6 protein-coding genes are annotated in these 6,249 nt (G+C 66.9%); 4 read left to right on the plus strand and 2 right to left on the minus strand.

The annotated features are described in order from the left end of the window. The first annotated feature begins 199 nt into the window (after positions 1–199). Positions 200–556 carry a hypothetical protein gene (locus VNJ47_12305; protein ID HXG29615.1) on the plus strand — a complete coding sequence of 119 codons (357 nt, stop codon included), beginning with the start codon at positions 200–202 and terminating at the stop codon, positions 554–556. 70 nt (positions 557–626) lie between these two features. Beyond that, positions 627–1,205 (plus strand): DUF1134 domain-containing protein, encoded by a 579-nt coding sequence (locus VNJ47_12310; protein ID HXG29616.1) that lies wholly within the window; start codon positions 627–629, stop codon positions 1,203–1,205. A 308-nt stretch (positions 1,206–1,513) separates the two neighbouring features. On the opposite strand, the gene VNJ47_12315 is transcribed toward VNJ47_12310, so the two are convergent. Continuing rightward, positions 1,514–1,912, minus strand: coding sequence for a hypothetical protein (locus VNJ47_12315; GenBank protein HXG29617.1), 399 nt, complete (start codon positions 1,910–1,912; stop codon positions 1,514–1,516). A gap of 181 nt (positions 1,913–2,093) precedes the next feature. Here VNJ47_12315 and VNJ47_12320 point away from each other — a divergent pair, with 181 nt between their 5' ends. Both VNJ47_12320 and VNJ47_12325 read left to right on the plus strand, forming a co-directional pair. Next, positions 2,094–3,641, plus strand: a complete 1,548-nt coding sequence (locus VNJ47_12320; protein HXG29618.1) for a LysM peptidoglycan-binding domain-containing protein — start codon at positions 2,094–2,096, stop codon at positions 3,639–3,641. Positions 3,642–3,695: 54 nt separating this feature from the next. Beyond that, positions 3,696–5,609 (plus strand): MHYT domain-containing protein, encoded by a 1,914-nt coding sequence (locus VNJ47_12325; GenBank protein ID HXG29619.1) that lies wholly within the window; start codon positions 3,696–3,698, stop codon positions 5,607–5,609. Between the two features lie 23 nt (positions 5,610–5,632). Here the strand turns inward: VNJ47_12325 and VNJ47_12330 are convergent. Continuing rightward, a partial coding sequence (locus VNJ47_12330) for a hypothetical protein (GenBank protein ID HXG29620.1) occupies positions 5,633–6,249 on the minus strand: 617 nt, incomplete at its 5' end.

Raw genomic sequence — 6,249 nt, forward strand, 5'->3', positions numbered from 1 at the left:
ACCGCCACCAGTACCTCGCCCGGCCCCGGGATGGGGTCCGGGCCGGACTCCAGCCGCAATCGCGCGTAGCCGCCGGGCCGATGGATGACAATCCTGCGCATGGTTCATGCGGCGTTCAGCCGCGGCTGTTAAGTTCCGATCTGGGTGGCGGCCCGCGCGGGCCATGGCATAAAGTGACTCTCCACGAGGCAAGAGGCAGATGCAAGTGAAACCCACATCATCGGTTCTGGCCGGCCTGCTGCTGGCGGGCGCGGGGCTGCTGCCGGCCGTGCTGGCCGCCGAGGAGACGGACGCGCCGCCTGACGAGGTTTCCGCCGAAGAGGCCGAGGCGCGTGAGCAGGTGCGCCGCGAACTGGAGCAGAAGGAAGCCGCGCGCGCACAGGCCCGACAGCAGATCTGCGACCAGGCGCGCGCGGAACTGCAGCGGATGGGCGATCTGCCGCCGCGTCGCTTCATGTACACCAACGAGCAGGGCGAGGTGGTGCGCATGAGCGAGGAAGAGCACCGCGCGCACTTGGACAGACTACGCGCGGCCGAAGCCGAGAACTGCCGGTAATCACGGCAGTCAAACGCAACGCGATATACTTGACTTTGTGTCGCACCAGGCGATTGCCGAGGTACCGATCATGAACAGGACATTCCGCATCCAGTCGACACTGACCGGTCTTGCGCTGCTGCTGATGCTGTGCGCCCTGCCGGCGCGCGCCGAGTGCACGCGCGAGGACACCTTCACCAAGAACGAGATTACGCAGAAGGCCGAGGCCTTCTTCGGCGCGATGACCGAAGGCCTGGCGACCGTGATCGAGAAGGTCTTCAAGGAGCAGGGGCGACCCAACGCCTACATCGCCGGTACCGAGGCCAGCGGCGCCATCGGCGTGGGCCTGCGCTACGGAGAAGGCACGCTGTTCCACAAGTGCGCCGGCAGCCGCAAGGTGTACTGGCAGGGGCCCTCGGTCGGCTGGGATGTGGGCGCGAACGCGTCCAAGACCTTCGTGCTGATCTACAACCTCAAGGACCAGGATGCGCTGTTCCAGCGCTTCCCCGGCGTGGAAGGCACGTTCTACTACGTCGCGGGCGTGGGCGTGAATTACCAGCGCAGCGGCAACATCACGCTGGCGCCGATCCGCACCGGCGTGGGCCTGCGCGCAGGCGCCAACATCGGCTACCTGCACTATACGCGCAAGCACTCCTGGCTACCCCTGTAAGCCGTAAATAACCTGCTGCACACCGGCATCTCGGGCTTGCGCGCTGCTCGCAATCCTCATTGACTGACGTGTCAACTCCGGTTGCGGCGCTGCGGGCGCGCCCGACCTGAGCGCCGAAGCGTGGGACGAGGGGCCCCGCTGAGCGGGGATCGTCCAGCGTAGGCGATCATGAGTCGCGGAGTTCGGCGCTTATACAGCCGCTTCGGGGTTGCATCCACAGGCTATGCCTGTGGAGCCTGCGCCGCCCTTCGCGGCTGTGTTCGCAACGGTTCTTTACGGCTTACCGACCCGTACCCGCACGCGGGTACTCAATCGTGGTCGAAGAGCTTGTCCTGGGCGCGGCGGCCGCGGCCCTTGCGGCGCGGGTTTTCCTCGTAGCGGATCGAATCGCGCTTTTCGTGACCGGAGCGCCGCTCGCCGATGCGGCGATCGGCGACCAGCTGGAAGCGGCAGCGGCACTGTAGGCGCCGGTCGCAGTTCTCCAGCGGTAGTGCCGGCGCGTAGGTCTTGTCGAAGCGATGGCTTTGCAGCTGCCGCGCGGCCTCGCAGCAGCCCTCCGGCGGGACCACGATCTGCAGCATGTTGCCGCGCGGCTGCGTCACGGTGCCCTGGGGTCTGACAGCCTTGGCGGGTTTGCGGCGGAACAGCATGAGCGCCACCGCGGCTCCCACCACCAGCAGTATTCCGACCAGCCAGGCGTCCGACATGCGCGGTCTCCGGGTTTTCCCGGATTGTATGCCGCGATGTCCGGAAAAGCATCCTGCCCGCCTCGCGGTCGCAGGCGGGCTTTCGTTGCCCCGGGCGGCCGGCATTGGTTAGCATGAGCCCTTCTCACGAATAGATGCCTCGGTTCCGCGCGCGGGACCGGCAAGGTTGTTTTCTCAGGTCATGCGGTTCGGACTCTGTTTGCTGCTGGGACTGCTGACGCTGGTTACGCCCGGTTTCGTGCGGGCCGCCACCGCCGATTTCCCCCGACCGCCGACGCTGGAGCCGCGCATCGCGTTCTGGCGCCAGATCTTCGTCGAATACTCCGAATACCAGGTGGTACTGCACGATGCCCGCTACCCCTGGAAGGTCATCAAGGTGCTGGATTTCCGGCCGCTCAAGCAAAGCGGCGCGTCGGCCGCTGCGATCGAGCAGACCATGCGCGCGACCGAGAAGCGCGAGCGGGTGGTCATTGACCGCATGTTCGACCGGTTGCACAAGATGCGCGACCACCCGCAGTCGCTCAGCGCCGACGAGCGCCGGCTGTGGAAGCTGTATGCCGACCAGCGTGCGCCCAACCGTTTCCTGGCCGCGCGCGGGCGTGTGCGCGCCCAGCGCGGCTTGCGCGAGCATTTCACGCGTGCGGTCACCGTGTCGGGCCGTTACCTGCCGCATATGGAGCGGATCTTTCGCGATGCCGGTCTGCCGGTCGAGCTGACGCGGCTGCCGTTCGTGGAGTCGAGCTTCAATGTCGAGGCCTACTCCAAGGTCGGCGCCGCGGGCATATGGCAGATCATGCCGGCGACCGCGCGCCACTACATGCGTTTGAACGAAGTGGTGGACGATCGCCGCGACCCGCTGTTCTCCACCGAGGCGGCGGCCCGACACCTGGCGGAAGATTATCGTGTGCTGAAATCCTGGCCACTGGCGGTCACCGCCTACAACCATGGCCGCGGCGGCCTCGTGAAGGGGATGAAGAAGCTGGGCACGCGCAATCTGACCGACCTGATCGAGCGTTACGAGGCACCCAATTTCGGCTTCGCCTCCAAGAATTTCTATGCTTCCTTTCTGGCCGCCCTCGATGCCCACCGCGATTACCGACGCTACCTGGGCGAACTGCCGGTGGAACCGCCGCTGGTTTTCTCCGAATACGTGACACAGCACTACGTCAGTTACCACGCGCTGCAGCGCATCTCGGGCCTGACGCCGGAAAAGTTCCGCCTGCTGAACCCCGCCTACAACCCGCAAGTGATCGAGGGCAAGCTGCTGGTGCCGCCGCGTCATCGCATCCGCATCCCGGCCGGCACCCGCCAGGTGTTCGCGGCGCGCTACCGTGCGCTGGGACCCGGCGAGCTCGCCTATGCGCAGAAGCGTTACTTTCAGGAGCACAAGGTGGCGCGCGGCCAGTCCTTGGGCGGGCTTGCGCGCTTGTACGGTGTGAGCGTGCGGGACATCCAGATCGCCAACAAGCTCGGCAGCAACAGCCGTATCCGGGTCGGCCAGGTGCTGAAGATCCCGCCGCGGGCCGAAGCCCGCACGGCCACGGCAGCCCCCGCGAATCCGTCACCCGGCAGTGCGGCGACTGTGCGGCATGTGGTCGCCAAGGGCCAGACGCTCGAGGTGATCGCGCGCCGTTACAACACCACCGTCAAGGCGCTGATGGCGGCCAATAACCTCGATGACCCGCGCCGCCTGCGCGCGGGACAGATCCTGGTCATTCCCTCGAACTGAACGAACGGTCAGGCGCAGGCTGCAAGCCGACGCTGGCTCACTCATACTTGAGCCATGCTCGAGTGGACCGGACTGAGCTTCGGCGCCGCACCCGCGGCCAGCCTGCCCGCCAGCTATCACGGCGGCCTGGTGCTGCTGTCGGTGCTGGTGGCGATGGCGGCGTCCTATACCGCGCTGGACATGGCCAGCCGGGTCAGCCAGAGCCAGGGCCGCGCCGCGCGCCTGTGGCTGATCGGCGGCGCCTTCGCCATGGGCGCCGGCATCTGGTCCATGCATTTCGTCGGCATGCTGGCGTTCTCGCTGCCGATCCGCATGGCCTACGATTTCGGCATCACGCTGGCCTCCCTGCTGGTGGCCATCGCGATCTCCGGTTTCGCGCTGCGGGTGGTGAGCCGGCCGACGCTGCCGGCGCGTACCCTGCTGATCGGTGGCCTGTTCATGGGGCTGGGCATCTGCGCCATGCATTACACCGGCATGGCGGCCATGCGCATGGCACCGCCGATCCGCTACGACCCCTGGCTGTTCGCGGCCTCCGTGCTGATCGCGGTCGGCGCGTCCATCGTGGCCCTGTGGCTGGCCTTTACGCTGCGCGCGCGCATGACGACGCGCGCCCTGCTGGCCAAGGTGTTAGCGGCGGTGGTCATGGGCCTGGCCATCAGCGGCATGCATTACACCGGCATGGCGGCGGCGAATTTCGAGGCCGGCAGCGTGTGCCGTGCGCTCGGGCCGGCGGTACTGGCCGATGTCACGCTGGGTTTCGCCATCGGCGTCGTGGCCCTGGCGCTGCTGCTGGTGACGCTGATGGCCTCGCTGTTCGACGCACGCCTGACGGGGCACATGGCGCAGATGCTGCGACAGGTCGAGCAGGCCAATCAGGATCTGAAGACCAGTATCGAGCTGACCCGGTCGGTGATCGATACCGCCTTCGACGCCTATATCGCGATGGACTCCGAAGGCCGCGTGCTGGACTGGAACCGGCAGGCCGAACTCACCTTCGGCTATACCCGCGAGCAGGTGCTGGGCCGGCCACTCGCGGACCTGATCATTCCGCAGCAGCATCGCGCGGCGCATTGGCAGGGCCTCAAGCGCTACCTGGAAACCGGCGAGGGGCCGGTACTCAATCAGCGCATCGAGATCAACGCCCTGCACCGCGACGGCCATGAGTTCCCGGTGGAGATGTCCGTCTGGGTGACGCAGACCGGCGGTACGCCGCGCTTCAATGCCTTCCTGCACGACATCAGCGAGCGCAAGCGCATGGCCGAGGAACTGCAACGCTCCAATCGCGAGCTGGAACAGTTCGCCTATGTGGCGTCGCACGACCTGCAGGCGCCGCTGCGCGCCGTGGCCGGTTTCGTGCAGCTGCTGCAGGACAAGTACCGCGGGCGACTCGATGCCGACGCGGACGAGTACATCGGTCATATCGTCACTGCCACCCACAGCATGCGTCAGCTGATCCAGGCCCTGCTGGAACTGGGCCGGATCGGCAGGAAGGACCTGGAGTTCCGCAGGGTCGCGCTGCAACAGCTGCTGGACGAGGCGCGCCAGCGCCTTCAGGCGGTGATCGAGGAGCGCGCAGCGGTGATCCGCTGCGAGCCGCCCCTGCCGGAAGTGGTGGTGGATCCGGTGCTGACGGTGCAGCTGCTGCAGAATCTGCTCAGCAACGCCATCAAGTTCCAGCCCGGGCAGCGCCCGGAGGTGCAGATCAGGGCGCAGCGCAGCGAGGGCGAATGGATCGTGGCCGTGCGCGACCACGGCATCGGTATCGAGCCCAGGCACTTCGAGCGCATTTTCCGCATCTTCCAGCGCCTGCACACCGCCGATGAATACGAGGGTAGCGGGGTGGGCCTGGCCATCTGCGAGAAGATCGTGCAGCTGCATGGTGGCCGCATCTGGGTCGAGTCCGAGGCCGGCAAGGGCTCGACCTTTTACTTTTCGATCCCGGACCGTCAGCTCGCCCAGGCGGCGTGAGAGTCGCGCCGGCTCAGGCGCAGCTAGGCGCGCAGCTCGACGCCATGCGCCGTGAAATCGTCGCTCAGGATCTCGAACGCCGCGCGATGCGCGGTCGTCAGGATTTGTGTATTCCCGCCGCGCCGTTCGGCGAGGGTCAGCTCGCAGGCGGCGAGCTTGGAGTTCAAGCAGCATTTGTCGCCGCCCGGCGGGTTGTAATAGCGCAGGCCGACGAAGAACTCGCGCGGCGCGTGGATACGCCCCACGATGCGCACGGCATCGTCCTCGGCGGTGAAGTGCCAGTCGAAGTAACCGAAGCGCCCGCGGTTACGCAGCGCGCGGCCCAGGCCGTTGAGCGCGTATTCACGGCCGTCGTGACGCAGCACCAGCGGCGTCATCCATGGCGTCCACAGCGGCCCGAGCCGGATGCGCGCGGTGGCGATCTCGAGAAAACTGTCCGGCGCGTTGTCAAAGCCCGCCACCTGACCGTAGGCGTAGTGGTCGGTGTGCTGGCTGCCCCAGTTGTGGTTCTGGCTGCCGACCCAGCTGTCGATGCGCATCCGTTCGCCGTTGACGCGCAGCTGACCGTTGAACACCGCCAGCGGCAGGCCGACCAGGCTCTTGGCCCTGGGCAGCGGCTTGTCGTAGAGCGCCTGCGGCA

The sequence above is a fragment of the Nevskiales bacterium genome (assembly GCA_035574475.1).
GTDB lineage: Bacteria > Pseudomonadota > Gammaproteobacteria > Nevskiales > DATLYR01 > DATLYR01.

Coding starts and splice junctions, on each gene's coding strand:
- VNJ47_12320 (HXG29618.1), top strand. CDS start 2,094: ATGCGGTTCGGACTCTGTTTGCTGCTGGGACTGCTGACGCTGGTTACG.
- VNJ47_12325 (HXG29619.1), top strand. CDS start 3,696: ATGCTCGAGTGGACCGGACTGAGCTTCGGCGCCGCACCCGCGGCCAGC.
- VNJ47_12305 (HXG29615.1), top strand. CDS start 200: ATGCAAGTGAAACCCACATCATCGGTTCTGGCCGGCCTGCTGCTGGCG.
- VNJ47_12310 (HXG29616.1), top strand. CDS start 627: ATGAACAGGACATTCCGCATCCAGTCGACACTGACCGGTCTTGCGCTG.
- VNJ47_12315 (HXG29617.1), bottom strand. CDS start 1,912: ATGTCGGACGCCTGGCTGGTCGGAATACTGCTGGTGGTGGGAGCCGCG.